A 21,308-nucleotide genomic window follows, 5' to 3' on the forward strand; every position below is an offset into this window, starting at 1 on the left:
CGGGTCAAAACTCATCTCGCCAGCCATACACGTCGTAGCTTTGACTCCGGCTGGACGGACTTCCCCGTGGCAGCCTCTTTTGCAAGAGAAAGGAAACAACATGATGAACATGAAGAAAAGAGTCATGTCCGGTGTACTTGGCGCAGCACTTGCCTTGACCGGATTTGCCGGTATCACGGCGCCGGCGATGGCAGTGGTCGGCAACGGCTCATACATCAATGCAGCATAGAATCTCACTTGGGCTAACGCATACAACACAGCAGGGAACAACGGATACGCACGAGCTGAAGTCGGACGTATCGTGAATGGCAAGAAAGTCGTCTACTACAACGGCTGGAAGCACGGATACGCTTATGCGTCCTCCACCGCTGGATCCTCTTGGTACGCCCGCGGAATGCTGAAGTAACTTTCATACTGTGCTGGCATTCCATTCGATAGCTATTCGTATGGGACGCCAGCACTTTCTTTTTATGCATCAGAGTTTTGAAAGGGACGCATATGTCAAAAGATACGTTGCGCGTGGTTGCGGCTGCCGGTGTGTTGTCGGTGGTGTTGGGTTTGGGGGCGTGTTCGATGTCTGGTTCCGGGAATGCCGGCGCGTCGAACGGTGGTTCCTCCTCCTCGTCTTCGTCGTCTTCGACATCGGCGTCGTATGAGGCGGAATTGAAGCAGGCGTTGCAGTCGGCGTCGAACGATTTCGAGCGCGGTGTGTTGGAGCGCGCGGTCAAGGCCGGCAGGATCAGCGAGTCGGATTACCGCGAGGCGAACGAGAAGTACCAGGAATGCATGGCCGCCAAGGGTTATGACGTGGAGTTCGACACGGACCAGTCCACCGGGTTGATGCAGGAGCACATGAACACAGACGACAACTACGATTCGGCCAAGGCGAACGAGGACAGCATGGCGTGCGCAAAGGGCACGAACCTGCAGATCCGCGATCTGTACGAGCGAATGGCGCAGAACCCGTCGAACGCGGACGAGATCGAACTGGTCGTGGGTTGCCTGAAACGACGCAAGCTGGTGCCTGATTCGTTCACGAAGCAGGATTACCTGACCGAGATGGACAAGCCCGAGGGGTCGTCGAAGCTGGACACGTCGTCGGACGCGTTCTCACAGTGCCTGGCGAACCCGAGCAAGTAAGAGGGGAGTGGCGTTCGTGTTTCGATCGAAGACGAAGGATGGCCGCAAGCGTCGGCGGGTGGACGGTGTGGGATTCGTGGCGGCGTGTATGGCTGCGTGTCTGGCGGCGGGCATGGGCTTGGCCGTGGGGGTGGAGCGGATGGTGACGCCACCGTCCCTGTCGGCTTCCACGGATGCGGGGAGTCTCGCGTTGGGATCGGAGGAGTTCGATGACGCGCGTTCCCTGAACGTGGACGTGACGACGTCGCCGGCCAGCGGGGTCACGTTCCCGGTGTCGGGCAGGGTCACGTTCGCGTCATGCCCCGCGGACGGCGTGGTGCGTTCGGGTTCGCACGAGTACGACGTGGACGGCGTCCCCTTGGTGAGCCTGCATACCGACACTCCCCTGTATCGTGATCTGGCGTACGGGGACAAGGGCGACGACGTGAAGGCGCTGCAGAACGAGTTGACCGCGCTCGGCTATGGCGGTTCCCGGTCGGGCGTGTTCGACCGGGCCACATGGGCCGCGTGGCGGCGCCTGTATGCGGCGAACGCCGGCACGGCCGCGGCGGCGGCTGTGGTCCAGCAGGGCGCGTTCTCCCGCGCGTTGGCGGTGTGGCTGCCCGCGCAGGCGATGAGCGTGTCGTGCACGGCGTCGCTGGGTTCGACCGTGACCGGGGATTCGACGGATTCACCAGCGTTCCGCAGCATGGCTGGGGTCGCGTCGGTCAAGGCCGCGTCCCTGCCGGATGGCCGCATCCAGGGCGATCGCGTAGTCGAGATCAACGGCAGGGACTATCCCATCGGCGACGACGGCATCGTGTCGGATACGGCCGCATTGCAGGCGATGGCAGGATGGTCCACGTACACGGGCGCTCGCAAGGACGACGAGGACACCACGAGCGTGACCGTGACCTACAAGCTCAAGAAGCCGATCGGCGTGTACTCGGTGCCCGCGTCCGCCCTCACCGGGCTCAAGGGCAGCGAGGGATGCGTGGTCTCGACCGACGGCGCAAGCGTCAAGGCGCATGTGGCCGGCAGCTCGTTGGGGCGCACGCTGGTCACGATCGACGGCAAGGCGCCCGCGCGCATCAAGGCCGATCCGGGACAGGCGGCGTGCGATGCGCGTTGACCTCGACCGCGTCGGCCACCGGTACGCCGACGGCCCGCTCCTGTTCCACGGCCTGACCGCAAGCCTCATGCCCGGGCATGTATACGCGCTGACCGGGCCGAGCGGCGCGGGCAAATCCACGCTGCTCGGCATCATCGCCGGCTGGACCACGCCCGCCGAAGGCCGGGTGACCTGCCACGGCATCGACTCGATGCGCTGGATCTTCCAGAACCCGCACGGCGTGGCCCAACGCACCGCGATCGACCACGTCAGTCTGCCCCTGCTTGCCAAGGGACTCTCTCGCCACGAGGCCGAGGAACAGGCACGCACGCTCATGGACCGGTTCAACCTGACCCGGGTCGCCGACCGCAGGTTCGCGGAACTGTCTGGCGGCGAGGCCCAGCGACTCATGCTCGCCCGTGCATTCGCGGCCCAACCATCGCTCATGCTCGTGGACGAACCCACCGCCCAGCTCGACATGCACACCGCGTCCACGGTCAGCGAATCCCTCTCCCATATCGCTCGCAACGACACGATCGTCGTGGTCTCCACACACGACCCGAACACGCGCGACGCGTGTACCGACATCATCGACCTGAAGAACTACCAATGAACCACACCACGATGCAAGCAACCTCCGTCATCTCCGAGGCATGGCGCTCCATCACCAGCGGCGCCGCCCGCCTCGCCCCGGCTGTCCTCGCCCTAGCCCTGACCGCCGCCGGCATGGGCGTCATGGACATCGCCGCCGGCTCGGCCATCCTCGACCAGGCAAGCGCATACCGTCAATCCGGTGCCAACATCCTCGTGCTCAACGCGCCCGACGGCATCGACGCGGCATCCTGCGAACGCCTTGCCAGCCTCACGGGCGTCCAGGCTGCCGGCGCGATCCGAGAAACCGATCCGCTCACTCTCGCCGCTCTTCCCGACACCACCACGCCCCTCTACCAGATCACCCCGGGACTGGCCAAACTCCTCGACACGAAACAGGGCACGAACACGACCGGGCTGATCGCATCCCAACAAGTCGCCGAAACGCTCGGCACTTCCACCGGCGGCACGATCGGCCTCGCCGACGGGCGCACCGCGCGCGTCAAGGGCGTCTACCAATACCCCGACGACGGTCGCACTCCCGGATACGCGTACGCGCTCATGGAGGAAACACCCGCCACTGGCACGTTCGACGCCTGCTGGGCCAAGACCTGGCCGCAAACCGACCAGACCCGCAACGCCCTATGGTCAACCCTCACCCCGAACGCGAAAACCACCGGCAACGACGCGCCCACCCTCGGCCAGCTCAACACCACCAAGGGCGACGGCTTCGACGGACAAACCCTCTACCGGCAACGCTCCACACGCATCCTGCCCGCCTTCGGCGGGCTCATCGCCCTCGCCATCGGATACCTGCTCATACGCGGCCGTCGACTCGAAATCGCCTCCGCACTGCACTGCGGCGTTCCTAAACCCGCGCTCGTCACGCAGATCATCATCGAAACCGGCATCACCATCCTGCTCGCCACCGCCATCATCCTGCCAATCGACATGACCACCGCCAGACTCCTCATCGACACCACCGATCGAACCGCCGTCACCCTCAACGCCATCCAAACCACCATCACCACCATCACCGCCTACCTGCTCGCCACCGCCATCACCACCCTCAGCATCAAAGAACGACATCTCTTCACCTACTTCAAAGAACGTTGAGATAGTTCGATGATCTTCACTTCCGGGATTGCCGTTTAATGTAATCAGGGGCGCAAGGTGCTCGTTGAAATGTGCCCGCTTGCTTCCATGCCCGCTTCCATGCCCGCAGTTCGTCAGTGATTTTATGCCGTAGCATCCTTGTTCTCCTTGCAGATGGTGATGGTGTGGCGATTTCCCTTATAAGAGCAGTGCTTAGGGCGCCGTATGTGCAAAATGCCGCAGTTCGAATCGGCGTTTTTGTGCAAAATGCCGCAGTTCAAAATGGCGTTTTTGTGCAAAATGCCGCAGTTCGGGGGAGTGTGATCGGCGATCCACCTCGGATCAGCAGACGCAGTCCAAGCGGTCGAGTGGCGAATCTCAATCGCAATCCGGGAAACAGGACCGAACCGAGCGCCGCCGCAACCGGTACGCAACCATAGCGTTCCTGTGCGCGATCGTGGGGGTGGTATACCCGGCGATCGCACCCGCTGCGTGGGTCGACCCGCGTTGGATACCGGCGGCCCCCTTCGTCACGGCGCTGTTCGCGCTGCTCGCCGTCTCGATCTATGTGCGCAATCGCAGGAACGGCGGTCTGGTCCGTGCGATCATCGCGCTGCTGTGCGCGGGCGGGCTGATGAGCGGGATGATCGAAACGAGCCACGGGTCGATCGTCGTTCACCCGCTCGACGGCATGAACATCTCCGTGCCGGGCGTTATCGACATCACGGCCTCGCAGGGTCCGCAACCATCGGACGGCGAGACCCGTGACACCGTGATCCACGACAATGAGATCGTGCTGATCTATGAGCGGGTGCCGGGGCCGGCCGCGGTGTAGTCGTCCCACAGTCGTCCCAGCTGTCCCACAGCCGTCCGGGTTTCGGGGGTGGGGCTTCACCGTTTGTTCGCTTCGGGGCGTTACTCTGGTGCGCATGGAACTTGAGCCGTTGGTCAGCATCATCATCCCGATCTACAAGGTTGCGCGGTTCCTCGACGCATGCGTGGAGAGCGTGACGGCGCAGACCTACCGCAATCTGGAGATCCTGCTCGTCGACGACGGATCGCCCGACGAATGCCCCGCGATGTGCGACGCGTGGGCCGAACGCGACTCGCGCGTACGCGTCATCCACAAGCCCAACGGCGGCCTGTCCGACGCGCGCAACGCCGGCATCGCGCATGCCACCGGTGACTACATTTACTTCGCCGACTCCGACGACGCCATCGCGCCGAACCTCGTCGAGGACTGCCTCGACGCGATGCGCAAGTATGACGCCGACCTCGTGATGTTCAAGTTCGACACGATCTCCGAGTCCGGCAAGACGCTGCTGTCCGACTACCGTCACAACGATTTCGACCAGGTGCAGGTGCTTACGCCGGTCGAGGCGATCAAGATGCAGGTCAAGGCGGAGATCGACGGCTATTTCTGGGCGTTCCTCGCGCCCGCGTCGACCTATCAGGGCACGGGATTCTCGTTCCCCGTCGGCCGCAAGATCGAGGATCTCTCGCGCATCTGCAACGTGATCGGCGCCGCGACGCGCGTCGTGCGCATCCCCGAAGTGCTCTACCACTACCGCATGCGCGGCGGGTCGATCACCGCCACCGCCGATCCCAAGCTCATGCGCGACTGGATGAAGGCCGCCGACGATCGCGAGGAGTACATCGACGAGCGATTCCCCGAGCTCAAGGGGTTCATGAAGCTCCAGCAGCTCAACTTCTTCGCCAACCTCGACTACGAGACGATGCGTCAGTCGCTGATCGCCGGCCTCAAAATCGACCCCGAGGACGCGGACGCCCTGCGCCGACGCATCGACGGACTGCGCAGCGACGTCGAGAAGGATGACAGCGAGACGATTCCGGACGCGCTGCTCGAACTGCTCGGCATTCTGAAGCTGGCCGTCGCCAACGGGGTGAACGGGCTGGTCGAGGGTGCGGCGATGCCGGTGGGTGCCGTGCCGGTTCGGCCGGGCGCCTCCGGTGGCTCCGTCGCATCCGGCGCGGGGGTGATCGAGTCGACGGGGAAGGACAAGTCGGACGGATCGGACGAGAAGCCGTCGCTGCCCGATCTGTTCCGCGACATGCGCGAGGACTGGCGTCAGATGCGCATTCAGTGGGTCGATGCGATGCAGAGTGCGGTCGAGGAGCGTCAGCGGGATTGAACGGCTCGGCTCGGTCGGGTTGGTTTGGATTGGCGTCGGTCGGGTCGGATTGACGGCGTTCGGCGTTCGGCGTGATGTGTGATTCGCGTCACGTCGAGTAGCCGATTTTCTGTGTGCGACACGCCGTGGCACTTGCGCAAAACGCCTGCGAAAGCGCTTTCCTTGATTTGGTCGTCAGACCGTGTATAGTGAAGCGCAGGCTCGACGGAGGAGTCCGGAGGGTCCGCAATAAGTAAACGCCGAGGTTTGCGGTTTACCGGATGTTGCAGTGATGCGGCGGAAGGTGACGAACGGATCAAAGCACAGTAAGTAAAGCAACCAGTAATCCCTTTACAACGGATCGTGAGGCACGTACCTGCCTCTGAAAGGATGAACAATGGCAGAAGTTATCTTCGACCACGTCACTCGTATCTACCCGGGCAACGACAAGCCCTCCGTGGATGATCTCAACCTCGACATCAAGGACGGCGAGTTCCTCGTTCTGGTCGGCCCCTCCGGCTGTGGTAAGTCCACCACCCTGCGCATGCTGGCCGGCCTCGAGGAGGTCAACAAGGGCCGCATCCTGATCGGTGATAAGGATGTCACCACCATGCAGCCGAAGGACCGCGACATCGCAATGGTGTTCCAGAACTACGCGCTGTACCCGCACATGACCGTTGCCGACAACATGGGCTTCGCCCTGAAGATCGCCGGCACTCCGAAGGAGGAGATCCGCAAGCGTGTCGAAGAGGCCGCCAAGATCCTCGACCTGACCGAGTACCTCGACCGCAAGCCGAAGGCTCTGTCCGGTGGTCAGCGTCAGCGTGTCGCCATGGGCCGCGCCATCGTGCGTAAGCCGAAGGTCTTCCTCATGGATGAGCCGCTCTCCAACCTCGATGCGAAGCTCCGTGTCCAGACCCGTACCCAGATCGCCGCTCTGCAGCGTCAGCTGGGCGTCACCACCCTGTACGTCACCCACGACCAGACCGAGGCCCTGACGATGGGCGACCGCATCGCCGTCATCAAGCTCGGCATCCTGCAGCAGGTCGGCGCCCCGACCGAGCTGTACGACCGCCCGGCCAACGTCTTCGTCGCCGGCTTTATCGGCTCCCCGTCGATGAACATCAACGTGCACCCGGTCGTCAACGGCAAGGCCCAGATCGGTGAGGACACCGTGGATCTGCCGGCCGACGCCGTGAACAAGCTCACCCCGGAGGACGGCGGCAAGATCGTCGTCGGCTTCCGTCCGGAGGACGCTTCCTTGGCTCCGGCCGACGACCCGAACGCCTTCTCCCTGAAGGTCGTGAACGTCGAGGACCTCGGCTCCGACGGCTACATCTACGGCAACATCATCACCGACGGCTCCGCCGCCGAGGAGGCCCAGGTCATGTCCGACCAGAACAAGCTCACCACGGTTCGTGTGAACCCGCGTGCGCTGCCGAAGGTCGGCGAGACCGTCAAGATCAAGATCGATCCGGCCAAGATGCACCTGTTCGCCCCGTCCACCGAGCTGCGCCTCAACTGAGACCGGCTCCACGCCAATCGCTTCCGGTAGTCGACTGCCGCCGGTTCGGTCCCCACGACCGGCCGGCGGTGTCCGCCGGGTTCGCGATTGCCGATTACAGACTTGGCCGAACAGCTGTTGGTTCGGTCAACCATTAAACGAGACGTCTCTCTTCCTCTCTATTCCGTCTCGTTGAAGAAGCCCCGCTATGTTGCGGGGCTTCTTTTTTGCGCGCGATGTTGGTGTGTTATGTAGCGTTGCGTTGCGGTGTGGCGCGGTGTGGCGCCCATGTTTCCTGTGGGGTGTCCCATGGTTCCTGTGGGTGTCCCTGCCTCCCAAGGGGTGCCCCCTGTCTCCCGTGGGTGCCCCTGACGCGGCTCCCCATGGTGTAGTTTCCGGTACCATCGCGCGGTGTCTTTCCCATGAAGCGGTAAAATCCCCATGACGCGGTGACGCAAAACGGCGGAATCATGCGGTTTATGGAAAACGGCTCACCGCGTCATGGGAAAGTCACCGCGTCATGCGTGCACAGACCGCGCGATGGAAGGGCATCGGAGCTTCGTGGAAGGTGCGTATGCCACTGCGTATATCACTGCGCATGTCACCATGGAGGGGCGCATGTCACCGTGAGTTGTTACAGTGCCAATGAAAACTGAATAACGAATTTTTACGCCGTGTATCGTGCGCATCATGCACTTGGCTTCTGTGGTACGGGAGCCGACGTGTTGCATGCGTCGATGGGTTAACAAGGCGTGACCGCATAGTCGTGCGGCACGTTTGCGAACCATCCGATCCGATACCGGGGGATTGCCAGCAACGAAGCCGTGCGGCCCTGACCAGCGTAAGGAAAACCGATGAGCCGACTCAACGGCAATAGCAATGGCAACGCAACAAACGCACCACATGGCAACGTAACCGGCGGCAACGCAACAGGCCCCAAGTCAACCGTCAATACCTCCCATCGGAATCGCCCCGATAGGCCCGGTCACCCCGGTTCCGACGATTCCGCCACGCCCGTACCCATTCCCAACCGCATCGGTAGTCTGTTCGCTGCCGTCATACGCCTGTGCCGACGTGTGCCGATGCTGCCGGTCGTGATCCTCTCCGCGATCCCGATCGCATTGCTGTGGGACGCGAAGCCGTGGGGTTCGGCGCCCTGGGTGAGCGCCCTCGCAACCCGCATGAGTATGAGTATGGGCAGCGGCGACGGCGTGGCCTCCTCCAGTGCGATGCCGTTCCCGCCCGATCCGTCGATCGGCCAGTGGATCGTCGTCGCGCTCGTCGCCTACACGGTCGTCGATACCGTGCGCGGCATGATCGACGACATCCGCCACGGACAGGTCGGCGTCGATCTGCTCGCCGTGATGGCATTGCTCTCCACCCTTGCGGTTGGCGAATACTGGGCCAGCTGGGCCGTCGTCCTGATGATCACCTCCGGCGAGGCGATCGAGGAATACGCGCAATCGAAGGCCGAAGGCAACCTGAACGCACTGCTTCAGGCCGCACCGCGCACCGCGCACGTCTCGAATATGCCCGGTATCGGCGAGGGAACCGGTGACTCTTGGTTCCAGACCGTGCCGGTCGATCAGGTGAAACCCGGCGACGTGATCATCGTGCTGCCGGGGGAGACCGTGCCGGTCGACGGCGAGCTGCTCTCCGGTTCCGCCACGCTCGACCTGAGTGCGATCAACGGCGAACCGGTGCCGCGCGAGGTGTACGCCGGCGCGCGCGTCATGTCCGGCGCGGTGAACGGCGCGACCACGCTCGCGATGCGCGCCACCGAACTTGCCGCCGACTCGCAGTACCAGCGGATCATGGCGCTCGTCTCCGAGGCTCAGGAATCACGCCCCGCGGTCGTACGCGCCGCCGACCGACTCGCCGTGCCGTTCACCGTGCTCTCGCTCGCCATCGCGGGCGTGGCATGGGCGGTATCCGGCAGCCCGACGCGATTCGCACAGGTGCTCGTGCTCGCCACCCCCTGCCCGCTGCTTATCGCCGCGCCGGTCGCGTACATCGCGGGAACAGGGCGACTCGCCGCCGCCGGAATCCTCATCAAAACGCAGGATGTGCTCGAATCGCTGGGGCGCGTCACGCAGATCTTCTTCGACAAAACCGGCACGCTGACCGTCAAGCAGCCGCAGGTCGTGCGCGTCGAACTTGTAACGAGCCCTCGCCCGCGACTGGACGAGGACCACGTCCTGATGTTCGCCGGCGTCGTCGAAAGCTACTCGGTGCACGTGCTCGCCAAGGGCATCGCCGCGGCCGGACGCGACGCGATCGAACGCCTCCACGCCCGCTACGCCGCCGGACAGCGCGCCTGCCCGGAACCGGAGGCGAGCTGGGCGGGGCACGGCCGCGATTATCCGGTCGTCAAACACGTCGAGGAGATCGCAGGCAAGGGCATCGCCGCCGAGGTCAACGGCCACGCTGTGCGCGTCGGACGACTCTCCTTCGCGGCCGCCGGCGACGACGGATTCCTAGCCACCGGGTCCGGGTCTGGTCTTGGTCCGGGTCTTGGTTCGGGCTTTGGCTCGGGGATGCAACAGCCGTCAGCACTCGCCGCCGCGGCTGGCCAGTCCGACGCTTCGGCCGATGCCCAAGCCGGCCTGCGGCGCACCCGCTTCGGCGCGCTCGCGGCCGACGAGATGGCTTCGTACGTGTCGGTCGACGGATCGCTCGTCGGACGCATCGTGCTGCGAGACGTGCCGCGCGCCAACGCGCGTGAGACGCTTTCCGGCCTGCACGCATTGGGGGTCGAGAAGCTGACGATGCTCACCGGCGACAAGCGCGCCTCCGCCGAGATCATCGCCCGCGAGGTCGGCATCGACGAGGTGCACGCCGAACTGTTCCCCGAGGACAAGGTCGCCGCGGTGCGTGACGCCCACTCGCCGGTCACGATGATGGTCGGCGACGGCGTGAACGACGCGCCGGTGCTCGCCGTCGCCGACCTCGGCGTCGCGATGACCGACGGCACGTCCACTGCCGCGTCCGAATCGGCTCAGGTCGTCATCATGAACGACGACATCGCCGCCGTGCCGCGTGCGATCGCCATCGCCCGGCGTACCAGGCGCGTGATGCTTCAGGCCGTGATCCTCGGACTCGCGCTCGCCGTTGTCGGCATGGTCGCGGCCGCGTTCGACCTGATCCCGGTCGTCGTCGGCGCCTTCCTGCAGGAGGGCATCGACGTGGTGAGCATTCTCTGGGCCCTGACCGCCGTCCTCGACCGTGAGTGAGTGGCCGACAGCGAGCCGCCGCCGGCCTCCATCGATCGCATCTCGCCCGGATGGCGGGTCTGGATGGCGTCCGCGATTCATTTCTTAGGCACATTTTGCATTTCTTAGGCAGGTGGCCGTTGTACTGGCGGTCAAGTGTCGGCTTAAAGTGGCCATTTTCCAAGGTGACATCCGATTGATTCGTTGAATGACCTGCCTAAGAAATGCAGAAAGTGCCTAAGAAATGTGAGGAAGACGGCTCTTCCGCGATTCGCCGGCCTGCGATACCCTGTAAGGCGTGACTGAATCTTCGAATACTGCTGAAAACACCGCGAACACTGCGAACGAACTGCGCATCGCCGTGATCGGCGCCGGCCCCGCCGGCGTCTACTCCTCCGACATCTTCCTTCGCCAGCTCAAGAAGCTCGGCACGGAACTCGGCCTCGGCACCGAGGCCCGCATCGACCTGTTCGAGAAGCTGCCGGTGCCGTTCGGCCTGGTCCGCTACGGCGTCGCCCCCGATCACCCGTCCATCAAGTTCATCGCGTCCGCACTCGAGAAGACCCTCGACAACCCGGACATCCACCTGTACTGCGACGTCGAATTCGGCAAGGACGTGACGCTCGACGACCTGCTCGCGCGCTATGACGCCGTGCTCTTCGCCACCGGCGCGGTCAAGGACAAGCCGCTCACGATCCCCGGCGCCGACCTCGACGGCGTGTACGGCGCGGCCAAGTTCGTCGAATGGTATGACGGCTACCCCACGGGCGCGCGCGAATGGCCGCTGACGGCCGAGAACGTCGCCGTGATCGGCGGCGGCAACGTCGCGATGGACGTCGCGCGTGAGCTCATGCGCAACGCCGACGACCTCAAGGCCAAGACCGACATTCCGGACAACGTCTACGAGGGCATCCAGAACAACAAGGCCAAGGTGCTGCACCTGTTCATCCGCCGCGGCGTGGCCCAGGCCAAGTTCAGCGTGCAGGAGCTGCGCGAGATGGAGAAGCTGCCCGGCGTGCAGCTCATCATCAACGAGGACGACTTCGAACTGGACGACGAGACCATCGAGGTCGCCGGCCAGGACAAGCTCACCCGCCAGATGGTCGAGGAGCTGTTCGCCATCCGCGAGATGGCCGAGGACATGGAGGACGACGGCGACGTCGACTTCGAAGGCAACCCGGCCGATCGCAAGTACTACGTCCACTTCAACTCCGCCCCCACCGAGATCCTTGGGTCTGACGGCAAGGTCAAGGCGATCCGCGTCGAGCGTACCGAAACCGGCGCCGACGGCAAGATGCATCGCACCGGCGAGTTCACCGACTACCCGGTCGAGGCCGTGTACCACGCGATCGGCTACAAGCCGGCCGAGGCGCCCGGCATCGCCTACGACGAGCACGGCGCGCATCTCGCCAACGCGAACGGCGACGGCCGCATCACCACGTCGGCTGACGGGGGAGAGGTGCGCGAGCGCCTGTACGCCACCGGTTGGGCCAAGCGCGGACCGGTCGGCCTGATCGGCTCGACCAAGTCCGACGCGCTCGCGATCGTCACGAACATGCTCGAGGACCTCGCCAAGGCCGCGGAAGGTGGCCGCGTGGCCGCCGATCGCGACCCCGAGTCGATCGATCGCCTGCTCGCCGAGCGCGGCATCAAGCCGATCGACTTCGCCGGCTGGAAGAAGGTCGACGCCTTCGAACGCGCCGAGGGCGCCAAGGAGGGCCGCGAGCACAAGAAGGTCGTCGAACCCGACCAGATGCGTGAGCTCGCCCACGCCTGATCTGTTCTTTCCCTACGGGGCTGGGTAGCTGGGCCTGGATCCGGCCTTAGCTCGGTCCCAGCCCGGTTCCGGTCCAAGAACGGGCCTTGGTTTCGTCCGATCCTACGGTATCGGACGAAATAGTCCCGCCGGGTCGGCTGTTTTCGTTTGATCCTATAGGATCCGTCGATGATGTGCCCCTGTGGCTGCTTGGTTCGGTGGATCCTGTAGGATCGGACATTTTGTTCCCTGCCAGTTCGTTGTTTCACATCCGGCATACGTCCAGCTAAAACTCAGCTCGTGAATTTAGTGTGTGCCTTATGGACGGCAATTTGCGAGTGCACGGCCATTTCAATGGCCTGAAGACGACCCTCCTGTTCGGGTTGATGTGGGGCGTCATCATGCTCATCTGGTGGGCCACCGGCGGCTCACGAGGCACCCTCGGCATCTATATCGTCATCGGACTGGTCACCACATTCGGCTCCTATTGGTTCTCCGACAAGCTCGCCATCGCCTCGATGGGCGCACGCGAGGTCAGCGAGGCGGAGGCCCCCACCCTGTACAAGATCGTGCGGGAACTGTCGGCCAAGGCTGGAAAGCCGATGCCGCGCATCTACATCGCGCCGACGATGAGCCCGAACGCATTCGCCACCGGGCGCAATGAGCGCCACGCGGCGGTCTGCTGCACGCAGGGCATCCTCAGAATCCTCAACGAGCGTGAGATCCGCGGCGTGCTCGGCCATGAGCTCATGCACGTGTACAACCACGACATCCTCACCTCCGCGATCGCCTCGGCGATGGCCACCGTCATCACGTATCTCGGCTACTCCCTCATGTACTTCGGCGGCGGCACCTCGCGCGACGATCGCGAGAATTCCTCCGGCGGCCTTGGCCTGATCGGCGTGCTGCTGAGCATGATCCTCGCGCCGGTCGCGGCATCGCTCATCCAGATGGCGATCTCCCGCACGCGCGAATACGATGCCGACGAGGACGGCAGCACGCTGACCGGCGATCCCGAGGCGCTCGCCTCCGCACTCAACAAGATCTCCTACGGCGCGCAGACCACGCCGATGCGTAAGACCGCAGGCACGCAGTCGGTGTCCGCGATGATGATCGCGAACCCGTTCTCCGCGGCCGGCTTCTCCAAGCTGTTCTCCACGCACCCGCCGACCGAGGATCGCATCAACCGCCTCATGCAGATGGCGCAGGAGATGCGAGCCGCGCAGGCCGGACAGGTCTACGGCGGCATGAAGGCGACGCCGCAGGTGCGCTATTAGTCGCAGTTGTCAACTGTCAACTGTGCCCACTGTGTGACACCACTGTGTGACACCACTGTGTGCTCGCTGTGTCCACGGAAGCCATAGAAACGCCTCGAAAATGACGAAGACCGTTGGAATTCCAACGGTCTTGAGTGGAGCGAATGACGGGAGTCGAACCCGCCTCTACAGCTTGGGAAGCTGTCGTTCTACCGATGAACTACATTCGCGAAGGGTGCGTCTTTTGGACGCGAGCCACTAGTGTACCACGGCGGTGAGCCGCGGTACCGGCCGTCTCATTAAGCGGGACGCACTCAGTTCTTCAGTTCGAGCTTAGGGCTCATCTCGATGAGCTGCTTGACCGTCACGAACTCATAGCCCTGTGCACGCAGATCATCGATGATGCGCGGCAGCGCCTCGATGTCCTGCGTGCGGTCGCCGCCGCCGTCGTGCATGAGCACGATCGCACCGTTATGCGCATGCTGCATGATGTTGTCGTGGATCGCGTCCGCGCCCGGACGCTTCCAGTCGAGCGTGTCGATATCCCACAGCACGTTCATGTCGATCAGGTCGCCCGCATCCTTCCACTGCTGCACGCCGAACGCGCCGTAGGGGGAGCGCAGCACCTTCGTGTCGACGCCCGACGCCTCCTTGGTCGCCTCGAATCCCTTCGTGATGTTGTCACGCAGTGCATCGCGATTCAGCTTCGGCATGTTCGGGTGATCGTAGCTGTGGCTCGCCACCTCGTGTCCGTCGGCGACCATGCGCTTCTCGGCCGAGGCGAACTCCTTCGACTGCTGCCCGAGATCGAAGAACGTGGCCTTGACGCCCTTCGACTTGAGAATGTCGAGCATCGGCACGCTGTACTGGCTCGGTCCGTCGTCGAACGTCAACGCGATCACCTTCTTGCCCTCCGGACGCGGACTGTACGCGCGCACGATCATGTCCTCGGGCTTCGTCGTCACGCCCTTGTCGATCTTCTTGCCGGACTTCTTGCCGACCCATGTCTCGGCGACGCCGTCCTTGCCGTGACGAAGTCGCACCTGGATCGTGCCGCCCCTGAGATCGACGTCGGCACCGTACGGTTCGGCGCGTTTGATGACGGTGTGCGCCTCGGTCACGTCCGCGCCCGAGTCGACGGTCACGTCCGCGTGATCCGGCACGACCATCTTCGACCAGTCCGATTCGGGGATGGCCTGGCCTCCGATGGCCGGCACGACCGCCTTGCCGCCGTGATCGTCGAGCACCGAGCCGTCGATGGCGAGCAGGCGGCCGCGTTTGGCGCCGAAATCGTCGTTCTTCTTAAGCAGCTTGTCGAGCGTCGTGTCGACGCGCGTGCGGACGACCTGATTGTTGACGGTCACGTTGATCGGACGCCAGTGGTCGTCCCACATCCACGAGAATCCGGCGGCGAGCCCCGCGATCAGTCCGAGTGCGAGGATGACGAACATGGTGCGCATCCACAACGGCATGCGACGGCGCATACGGACCGCGGCGTCGAAGGACAGCTCCTCCGGGGCGCCGGGGGTTCCGGGAGTGCCGGCGTCCCCGGCGGAGGGGGCGCCTTCGGGGATCTGCGTGCTGCGGGAATCCCACGTGTTGCGGGTCGGCCCATTCCACGCGTTGGGATCGTGCGAATCGTGCATGACACTCTCCTTAACCATGCTTATTACCGTCGCTCATTTTATGGTTGATTGGCGTGCGCGTGTAATCCGAAAGTAATGCTTTTGCGTAGATTCGCAAGGTTGTTCAAGCGCGCAAAACGGCGGTATGAAGCCGAAATCTAAAGGTACTGCGGGTGTGAGCGTTCACTGGAATTTCACTGGGGATACTCGCGGTGCGTTGACGATGCATGGCGATCATCATCTAATCGTCATCTGATGAGAGTGTCGGTGATCACTATGTGGTCGACGGATTAACCCCTCACTGTGCAAAGTGTCTGTGAGGCAACGCACACATGATTTGTGAGCGACGCGTGAAGCCGCGTCACCGCGACGCGGGATAATGGAATCATGACTATCGCAACGCCAGAACGCTATGCAGAGATGCTGGATGCCGCCCGTCGCGGCGGCTATGCCTACCCCGCGATCAACGTGACGAGCACGCAGACCCTGAACGCCGCTCTTCAGGGCTTCGCCGAGGCCGAATCGGACGGCATCATCCAGGTGTCAGTCGGCGGTTCCGCATACTTCTCCGGACAGGCGGTCAAGAACCGCGTCACCGGATCCCTTGCGTTCGCGGCGTTCGCGCATGAGGTGGCCAAGCAGTACCCGAACATCACCGTCGCGCTGCACACCGACCACTGCGCCGAGCAGTACCTCGACGAATGGGTCCGTCCGTTGCTTGCATACGAGGCCGACGAGGTCGCGCACGGCAAGGAGCCGACCTTCCAGTCGCACATGTGGGATGGTTCTACGGTGCCGCTGGAGCGCAATCTCGACATCGCCGAGGAGCTGCTCGACAAGTCGCAGGCCGCGCACACCGTGCTGGAGATCGAGATCGGCGCGGTCGGTGGCGAGGAGGACGGCCAGTCCGCCGCGATCGATGACAAGCTGTACTCGACGCCGGAGGACGGCGTGAAGGTCGCGCAGCGTCTGGGACTGGGCGAACGCGGCCGCTACATGGCCGCGTTCACGTTCGGCAACGTGCACGGCTCGTACAAGCCGGGCATGGTCAAGCTGCGTCCGGCACTGCTTGGTGAGATCCAGAACGAGGTTGCGCAGGCGGTGCTCGACGGTCGCGTGGCGTCCGCCGCAGGCGCCGTCGACTTCCCGGCCGGCAAGCCGTTCGAACTCGTCTTCCACGGCGGCTCCGGCTCGACGCCCGAGGAGATCGCCGCCGCGGTCTCGTACGGCGTCGTGAAGATGAACGTCGACACGGACACCCAGTACGCGTTCACGCGCGCGATCGCCGGTCATATGTTCGAACACTACGATGCGGTCCTGAAGGTCGATGGCGAGGTCGGCAAGAAGAAGTTCTACGACCCGCGCTCGTGGGGCAAGAAGGCCGAGGCATCGATGGCGCAGCGCGTCGTCGAGGCATGCCAGGAGCTCGGCTCCGCCGGCCGCGCCCTCAAGTAGCGGCCCGCCCTGTTCACCGTCTTATCGTCCGATCCTATAGGATCGAATGTTTCCGAGCCTCCCGTGCCACCTCAATCGTCCGATCCTACGGTATCGGATGTTTTGGCTCCGTTTGGAGACTGCAAATCGCCCGTTCCTATAGGATCGGGCGTCTTGTTCCTGTGGGATCGGACGCCTCTTGGCATCGTATACGGGTATGGGATAGGCATGGGCCTCTCATATGTGGAGTCACATGTGGGGGCGGGGGTGGCGGAACGCGATAAACGTGGTGCCACGCCGGCACATCGCCTTGTACCGACTCCGGCATCGCCTTGCATTAAAGCCGGCAACACCCTGTACCGAATCAGTATTCGGAACACACGAACCCGGTGAATGGAGTGTGCCTGCCGAGGTTCGGACGAGGTACGTTGGCAGCTGTCAGACGCTGCTCGAACGGGGTGCGATTGCGTACATGCGTCATCTGGAAACGGATGATCGGAATATTGAGCATGTTGATTTCCGTCTCACGATCCTTCTCCCGCATCGTGACGGTGACAATGTCGGAACCGCCTGTCATAGCGGGGTTTACGTATTTCTCACGACCGTCCAACTCTCCGACGACCAGTGATCCATCATCTCGCGTCCATGTGAAATCGGCGTAGATCGCACCTCCGTCGATGGGACTGATGAACTTTCGCTGGCACTGTGGCTGTGCGAATCCCATCTCCAGGGCAACGGCAAGTGATATGGCCTCGCCGCCGTTCGTGCACATCGGATCGACGTGATCCGCCACGAATTTGGCACGGGGCAGTCCCCGTTTCCTCTGCTGATTGAGGCAATAGTTCTGCAAGGTCGATGCCGGATTGCCTGTTGCTCGGAGTCCCATGGTGCAGATGGACATGGCGTTCGGGAAATCCAGTGTCCGAGCGCAATCGAACATGGTTTGTTCGGGGGAGGTGACGTGTATGCCGTCCACCAGCATGATGTGGCGATCCGGCGTGTAATGAGCTATGACCGGTCCTCGTCGTCCCGCTTGGTGGGAGTCCGCTACGGCGATATGCACGTATCGTTGCAGATTCATGCTTGACGTATAGCGATGGATGGCCGCGGCCGAGACTCCGGACAGTACCCAATCAGGATGATCCTGACATACCGTTCGGAGTCGGTATGCGATGCGATCCCTGTAGGACAACGAATCCCATAGTGTTTTGCGTGTGAAGCATCCTTTGGCCGGCATGACCAGCTCACCTGCGGACACGCGTCTGGTGAGCAGCTGCAGGTCTCCTGATCGTTCTGTTCTGGCGAATGTGCGTCGTTGCTCCGCTTGCGTCAGCAACTGTTCGACTCTGATGTGCTGTTTCATGACTGTGACGATAAAGGACGTATGCGCAGTTGCATAGTCGTCGCGCCAATGTGGACGAAACCCTCGTGAATCTTCACAATTGCACGGATCGTACGGGCTGATTGCTGTCTGGGTTCTTTCGGGTACGGTGTGCCGGAATATCGTCCGATCCTATGGGATCGGATGTTATAGGGGCCTGTATTCGGCTTGAAACGTCTGATCCTATAGGATCGAGCGTTTTACCTTTGCACGGGGGACCTGAATCGTTCGTTCCTATAGGATCGGACGATTTGAGGGCGGTATGTGGGGTGGGGAGAGTGGATGGTGAGTGGGCGTGGCGTGAGACTGCGTCGGGGGCGGGTAGAGGGCGTACGGTAGGCTGTTTCGCGGCGGAATCGAGCGTATGCGGAGGTGCGTTATGCCTGGAATTGTGTTGATCGGTGCCCAGTGGGGAGACGAAGGTAAGGGTAAGGCAACCGATCTGATCGGCACGAAGGTCGACTATGTCGCGCGTTTCAACGGCGGCAACAACGCCGGCCACAGCGTGGTTGTGGGCGATGAGTCCTACGCGCTGCACCTGCTGCCCTCCGGCATCATCAACCCGAACCTCACCCCGGTGATCGGCAACGGCGTCGTCGTCGATCCTGAGGTCCTGTTCCAGGAGATCGACGGCCTCGAGGCCCGCGGCATCGACTGCTCCCACCTCAAGGTGAGCGAGGCCGCGCACATCATCGCACCGTATCATCGCACGCTCGACAAGGTCACCGAGCGCTTCCTCGGCAAGCACAAGATCGGCACCACCGGCCGTGGCATCGGCCCGGCCTACGCGGACAAGATCAACCGCGTCGGCATCCGCGTGCACGACCTGTTCAACGCCGAGCATCTGCATGACAAGGTCGAGGCGAGCCTGCACCAGAAGAACCAGATCCTCGTCAAGCTGTACAACCGCCGCGCGATCGACGTCGACCAGACCACCGACGAGCTCCTGAAGCTCGGCGAGCGTCTCAAGCCGTACGTCGCCAACACCGGCCTGATCCTCAACAAGGCGCTCGACGAGGGCAAGACCGTACTGTTCGAAGGCGCGCAGGCCACGATGCTGGACGTCGATCACGGCACCTACCCGTTCGTCACCTCCTCCAACCCGACCGCCGGCGGCGCATGCACCGGTACCGGCGTCGGCCCGACCAAGATCAATCGTGTGGTCGGCGTCTCCAAGGCGTACGTCACCCGCGTGGGCGAGGGCCCGTTCCCGACCGAGCTGTTCGACGAGTCCGGCGAGTGGCTGCGTCAGCAGGGCCACGAGTTCGGCGTGACCACCGGCCGTCCGCGTCGTTGCGGCTGGTTCGATGCGGTCGTCAACCGCTACGCCAGCCAGGTCAACGGCCTGACCGATCTGGTCCTGACCAAGCTGGACGTGCTCACCGGTCTGAAGGAGATCCCGATCTGCGTCGCGTACGACGTCAACGGCGAGCGTCACGACGACATGCCGACCGATCAGGCCGCGTTCGCCGCCGCCAAGCCGATCTACGAGACGATGCCGGGCTGGACCGAGGACATCTCCAACTGCCACAGCTTCGACGAGCTGCCGGCCACCTGCCAGGCGTACGTCAAGCGCCTCGAGGAGCTGTCCAACTGCCGTATCTCCGCGATCGGCACCGGTCCGCAGCGCGATCACATCATCTCCATCCACTCGCTGATCGACTGATTCGACTGCGCAGGCCGCGGCCGATCGCCGACTGGACGTGAGTCACATGCCCGAATATTTCGCCGAACCGGATCCCTCCACGCAGGAGATGACCGCCGCGCACGCGCGCTCGTACGCGGTGGCCGCACCGCATCCCAAGGGGGCGGCTGCGGCCGAACGACCTCCGCAGATTCCGCTCGCGCCGGTCAAACGCGTGCAGGCGCAGTTCAATCCACTCGCCGACGGCATGATCTATCTGGTCGTGTTCCTAGGCGGCGCGATCGGCACGGCGATGCGGTACGGCCTGTCGCTGGCGTTGCCGGCTCCGGCGGCGGAAACCGGGTTCTTCAGCGCGTTCCATACGGCCACGTTCATCGCCAATATGGTGGCCTGCTTCATGTTCGCCGCGCTGACGGCATACATGTCGCAGGCGTCGTGGATCCGCAAGCGTGTGCGCCAGCTCACCTCGCGCGGCATCGGCATGGGCATGTGCGGCGGATTCTCCACCCTGTCCGCGATGGTCATCGAGGAGCTGACGTCGATCCACGGCAGTCAGATCGGCGGATTCCTGTTCTACATGTTCGTCAGCTTCGCGGTCGGCATGCTCGTCGCCGCGGCCGGCGCATGGCTCGCCACGAGCGTCGCCTCGCGTCGGTCGGCGCGCATCGCGGCCGGCGCGATCAATGCGCGCGCCGGTCACAAGGCGCCGAAGTCGAAGTCGAAGCGCTTCTTCGGGCTGGGAGGGCGTATCGCCGACGATCCGGTCGTGCACGTCGTGGATGACACGTCATCCGTGTTCATCGACGTGCGTTCCTCCGCTCCGCCTACGGGTGACTACGGTCAGCCCGTCCCCGTCGCGCGCACCGCGCAGACGGGCGCGGGCGTGGCCGGCGAGGTTCCGGAGTCGATTCCGGATGCCGCGGCGATCCCGTCATACGAGCCCGCTCCGATCACCGACGAGATCCCGATGGTGGGTGATCCCGCCACCGGAGGCACGCGCGAATCGCACCCCGAGAGCGGTGTCCACGGTGCTGCCGCCGGCAACGAGCGCACGTTCCTGTACCGAGACGCGGAGGAGTGGCGCTGATGACGTTTCTTCTGGTATGCCTATGCGGCGGACTCGGCGCGATGACCCGTTTCGTGGTCAACACGTCGATACAGCGCTGGTGGAACAGGGCGTTCCCGTTGTCCACGTTCGTGATCAACGTGATCGCCACGTTCTGCGCCGGCATCGCCGCTGGCGCCTATGCGAAGGGCGGTGTCGTCGACCACAGCACCTACCTGCTGTTCGTCACCGGTTTCCTCGGCGGATTCTCGACCTTCTCCACCGCCATCAACGAAATGGTCTCCCTGCTGCGCACCCGCAGGTGGGTGATCGGCGCCGCCTATATCGCCGCCACGATCATCATCCCCCTACTCTGCGTAGCCGCCGGCTGGTGGATAGGCT

The 21,308-nt window shown here is 63.5% G+C and carries 17 protein-coding genes and 1 tRNA gene; 15 read left to right on the forward strand and 3 right to left on the reverse strand.

Going from position 1 to position 21,308, the window contains the following annotated elements; genetic code table 11:
• Window positions 1-100 precede the first annotated feature (100 nt).
• The 11 genes from BW11_RS11825 (at window position 101) to htpX (ending at window position 13,797) form a co-directional block, all read left to right on the forward strand.
• Entirely contained in the window at window positions 101-229 is a 129-nt protein-coding gene (locus BW11_RS11825; RefSeq protein ID WP_258184625.1) for a hypothetical protein, read from the forward strand.
• Between the two features lie 344 nt (window positions 230-573).
• On the forward strand, window positions 574-1,140 hold the full coding sequence (locus tag BW11_RS05975) for a hypothetical protein (RefSeq protein WP_238549670.1): 567 nt from the start codon (window positions 574-576) through the stop codon (window positions 1,138-1,140).
• 88 nt (window positions 1,141-1,228) lie between these two features.
• The gene (locus tag BW11_RS05980; RefSeq protein ID WP_238549671.1) at window positions 1,229-2,251 is read left to right on the forward strand and encodes a peptidoglycan-binding protein; all 1,023 of its coding nucleotides are present in this window, start codon (window positions 1,229-1,231) and stop codon (window positions 2,249-2,251) included.
• Window positions 2,241-2,843 carry an ABC transporter ATP-binding protein gene (locus tag BW11_RS05985; RefSeq protein WP_043166205.1) on the forward strand — a complete coding sequence of 201 codons (603 nt, stop codon included), beginning with the start codon at window positions 2,241-2,243 and terminating at the stop codon, window positions 2,841-2,843. The genes BW11_RS05980 and BW11_RS05985 overlap by 11 nt, the downstream gene beginning before the upstream one ends.
• An 11-nt stretch (window positions 2,844-2,854) precedes the next feature.
• On the forward strand, window positions 2,855-3,937 hold the full coding sequence (locus BW11_RS05990; protein WP_258184626.1) for a hypothetical protein: 1,083 nt from the start codon (window positions 2,855-2,857) through the stop codon (window positions 3,935-3,937).
• Between the two features lie 436 nt (window positions 3,938-4,373).
• On the forward strand, window positions 4,374-4,751 hold the full coding sequence (locus BW11_RS05995) for a hypothetical protein (RefSeq protein ID WP_140445371.1): 378 nt from the start codon (window positions 4,374-4,376) through the stop codon (window positions 4,749-4,751).
• Between the two features lie 94 nt (window positions 4,752-4,845).
• Complete coding sequence (locus BW11_RS06000) at window positions 4,846-6,069, forward strand: glycosyltransferase family 2 protein (protein WP_181162562.1); 1,224 nt, start codon at window positions 4,846-4,848, stop codon at window positions 6,067-6,069.
• Between the two features lie 376 nt (window positions 6,070-6,445).
• A complete protein-coding gene (locus tag BW11_RS06005) occupies window positions 6,446-7,573 on the forward strand; it encodes an ABC transporter ATP-binding protein (protein WP_043166197.1) in 1,128 nt (375 codons plus the stop codon).
• A 1,061-nt stretch (window positions 7,574-8,634) separates the two neighbouring features.
• The gene (locus tag BW11_RS06010; protein WP_140445379.1) at window positions 8,635-10,785 is read left to right on the forward strand and encodes a heavy metal translocating P-type ATPase; all 2,151 of its coding nucleotides are present in this window, start codon (window positions 8,635-8,637) and stop codon (window positions 10,783-10,785) included.
• Between the two features lie 277 nt (window positions 10,786-11,062).
• On the forward strand, window positions 11,063-12,541 hold the full coding sequence (locus BW11_RS06015) for an FAD-dependent oxidoreductase (protein ID WP_181162563.1): 1,479 nt from the start codon (window positions 11,063-11,065) through the stop codon (window positions 12,539-12,541).
• Between the two features lie 299 nt (window positions 12,542-12,840).
• Window positions 12,841-13,797, forward strand: coding sequence for a zinc metalloprotease HtpX (gene htpX / locus BW11_RS06020; protein WP_140445372.1), 957 nt, complete (start codon window positions 12,841-12,843; stop codon window positions 13,795-13,797).
• 135 nt (window positions 13,798-13,932) lie between these two features.
• Here the strand turns inward: htpX and BW11_RS06025 are convergent.
• Window positions 13,933-14,006, reverse strand: a tRNA-Gly gene (locus tag BW11_RS06025).
• An 84-nt stretch (window positions 14,007-14,090) separates the two neighbouring features.
• Entirely contained in the window at window positions 14,091-15,422 is a 1,332-nt protein-coding gene (locus tag BW11_RS06030; protein ID WP_140445373.1) for a polysaccharide deacetylase family protein, read from the reverse strand.
• Window positions 15,423-15,788: 366 nt separating this feature from the next.
• On the opposite strand from BW11_RS06030, the gene fbaA reads away from it, so the two are divergent.
• The gene (gene fbaA / locus BW11_RS06035; RefSeq protein WP_140445374.1) at window positions 15,789-16,856 is read left to right on the forward strand and encodes a class II fructose-bisphosphate aldolase; all 1,068 of its coding nucleotides are present in this window, start codon (window positions 15,789-15,791) and stop codon (window positions 16,854-16,856) included.
• Window positions 16,857-17,199: 343 nt separating this feature from the next.
• On the opposite strand, the gene BW11_RS06040 is transcribed toward fbaA, so the two are convergent.
• Window positions 17,200-18,198: a hypothetical protein gene (locus BW11_RS06040; protein WP_258184627.1), complete on the reverse strand. Its 999-nt coding sequence runs from the start codon at window positions 18,196-18,198 to the stop codon at window positions 17,200-17,202.
• Between the two features lie 397 nt (window positions 18,199-18,595).
• Between BW11_RS06040 and BW11_RS06045 the strand changes: the two genes are divergently transcribed.
• The 3 genes from BW11_RS06045 to BW11_RS06055 form a co-directional block, all read left to right on the forward strand.
• On the forward strand, window positions 18,596-19,882 hold the full coding sequence (locus BW11_RS06045; RefSeq protein WP_043166193.1) for an adenylosuccinate synthase: 1,287 nt from the start codon (window positions 18,596-18,598) through the stop codon (window positions 19,880-19,882).
• Between the two features lie 46 nt (window positions 19,883-19,928).
• Window positions 19,929-20,948: a CrcB family protein gene (locus tag BW11_RS06050; protein ID WP_140445375.1), complete on the forward strand. Its 1,020-nt coding sequence runs from the start codon at window positions 19,929-19,931 to the stop codon at window positions 20,946-20,948.
• A partial coding sequence (locus tag BW11_RS06055; protein WP_181162564.1) for a CrcB family protein occupies window positions 20,948-21,308 on the forward strand: 361 nt, incomplete at its 3' end. The genes BW11_RS06050 and BW11_RS06055, both read left to right, overlap by 1 nt.

Source organism: Bifidobacterium sp. UTCIF-38 (assembly GCF_006454495.1).
GTDB lineage: Bacteria > Actinomycetota > Actinomycetes > Actinomycetales > Bifidobacteriaceae > Bifidobacterium > Bifidobacterium callitrichos.

Excerpts from the sequence above, each read along its gene's own strand:
- BW11_RS11825 (WP_258184625.1), top strand. The coding sequence starts at position 101 with ATGATGAACATGAAGAAAAGAGTCATGTCCGGTGTACTTGGCGCAGCA.
- BW11_RS05975 (WP_238549670.1), top strand. The coding sequence starts at position 574 with ATGTCTGGTTCCGGGAATGCCGGCGCGTCGAACGGTGGTTCCTCCTCC.
- BW11_RS05980 (WP_238549671.1), top strand. The coding sequence starts at position 1,229 with ATGGCTGCGTGTCTGGCGGCGGGCATGGGCTTGGCCGTGGGGGTGGAG.
- BW11_RS05985 (WP_043166205.1), top strand. The coding sequence starts at position 2,241 with ATGCGCGTTGACCTCGACCGCGTCGGCCACCGGTACGCCGACGGCCCG.
- BW11_RS05990 (WP_258184626.1), top strand. The coding sequence starts at position 2,855 with ATGCAAGCAACCTCCGTCATCTCCGAGGCATGGCGCTCCATCACCAGC.
- BW11_RS06000 (WP_181162562.1), top strand. The coding sequence starts at position 4,846 with ATGGAACTTGAGCCGTTGGTCAGCATCATCATCCCGATCTACAAGGTT.
- BW11_RS06005 (WP_043166197.1), top strand. The coding sequence starts at position 6,446 with ATGGCAGAAGTTATCTTCGACCACGTCACTCGTATCTACCCGGGCAAC.
- BW11_RS06010 (WP_140445379.1), top strand. The coding sequence starts at position 8,635 with ATGCTGCCGGTCGTGATCCTCTCCGCGATCCCGATCGCATTGCTGTGG.
- htpX (WP_140445372.1), top strand. The coding sequence starts at position 12,841 with ATGGACGGCAATTTGCGAGTGCACGGCCATTTCAATGGCCTGAAGACG.
- BW11_RS06030 (WP_140445373.1), bottom strand. The coding sequence starts at position 15,422 with ATGCACGATTCGCACGATCCCAACGCGTGGAATGGGCCGACCCGCAAC.
- fbaA (WP_140445374.1), top strand. The coding sequence starts at position 15,789 with ATGACTATCGCAACGCCAGAACGCTATGCAGAGATGCTGGATGCCGCC.
- BW11_RS06040 (WP_258184627.1), bottom strand. The coding sequence starts at position 18,198 with ATGAAACAGCACATCAGAGTCGAACAGTTGCTGACGCAAGCGGAGCAA.
- BW11_RS06045 (WP_043166193.1), top strand. The coding sequence starts at position 18,596 with ATGCCTGGAATTGTGTTGATCGGTGCCCAGTGGGGAGACGAAGGTAAG.
- BW11_RS06050 (WP_140445375.1), top strand. The coding sequence starts at position 19,929 with ATGCCCGAATATTTCGCCGAACCGGATCCCTCCACGCAGGAGATGACC.